General features: G+C 42.5%; 2 protein-coding genes. Both read right to left on the bottom strand.

The annotated features are described in order from the left end of the window. Positions 1-113 precede the first annotated feature (113 nt). Positions 114-353 carry an RNA recognition motif containing protein gene (locus tag BCU12_RS10935; protein WP_102404304.1) on the bottom strand — a complete coding sequence of 80 codons (240 nt, stop codon included), beginning with the start codon at positions 351-353 and terminating at the stop codon, positions 114-116. Between the two features lie 193 nt (positions 354-546). After that, positions 547-903 (bottom strand): glutathione S-transferase C-terminal domain-containing protein (locus tag BCU12_RS10930; protein ID WP_198599313.1); only part of this gene is annotated, 357 nt, incomplete at its 5' end.

The raw sequence follows: 903 nt of genomic DNA, 5'->3' as shown, positions 1-903 counted from the left end.
ACTTATTCCTTAGTAAGAATGATGTTATATGGTATAGATGGAGTTTAGAAATGTTGTCGATAATAACAGTCAACCAGATTAGATTGACTGCTAGCGTCGAAGATACTAATCGATTAGCTGTTAGCGACTTTTACACGAATTTTGCTTGTAGCAACAGTTGCCAAATTAAGTGCTGAAATCGCCGCTTTGGCTTCTGAGTCATTCGGCATTTCAACAAATGCAAATCCTTTAGACTCACCAGTTTCTTGATCTAGTACCAGTGTACATTCGCCTACATTGCCGTGAGCTGAAAATAGGACGCGGATTTCATGTTCAGAAGTACTGCGTGCGAGGTTACGAACTAGAAGTTTCATATTAAACCGTTTGATAGAGTGAATACGGGACGGATTGTCGCAGGTTCATTCAGACAAACCAAGGTAATTTTGATTGTCTTTATGTGAGTTTCTGGGTTTAAAAGGTGGGATTTAGTCTACTCAAAGCATTTTTCGGTGAAAAGAGCGGCTAGATGCTCGGTTAGCACGCTCTCTAAATTCGGCTTAGACGTTACTATGGTTTGAGCTTTAGCACATCATCAATATCTTTGGCGCTGTGACGCTCAGGGACTTGTTCCCATTCTTCACCCCATGAACGATTCACGATGCGACCTCGTTGAACACCTTCTCTTTGGTCGATTAACTTCGCCCAGCGCACAACATGTTCATAGGTTTCTACTTGTAAGAATTCCGCTGCGTCGTACAAGCGCCCTAAGACTAAGCAGCCATACCATGGCCATATAGCCATATCTGCAATGGTAAACTCTTCACCCGATACATAGGTATTCTTGGCGAGTTGTTTGTCTAACACATCAAGCTGACGTTTAGCCTCCATTGCAAAGCGGTTAATAGGGTACTCTTGTTTCTCGTC

The organism is Vibrio sp. 10N.261.55.A7 (assembly GCF_002877365.1).
Classification (GTDB): domain Bacteria; phylum Pseudomonadota; class Gammaproteobacteria; order Enterobacterales; family Vibrionaceae; genus Vibrio.
The sequence above is the reverse complement of the archived record's forward strand: the minus strand, read 5'-3'. Positions and strand labels throughout refer to the sequence as shown.

Bases quoted from the DNA above. Each gene is read 5' to 3' on its own strand.
- BCU12_RS10935 (WP_102404304.1), bottom strand. From the start codon at position 353: ATGAAACTTCTAGTTCGTAACCTCGCACGCAGTACTTCTGAACATGAA.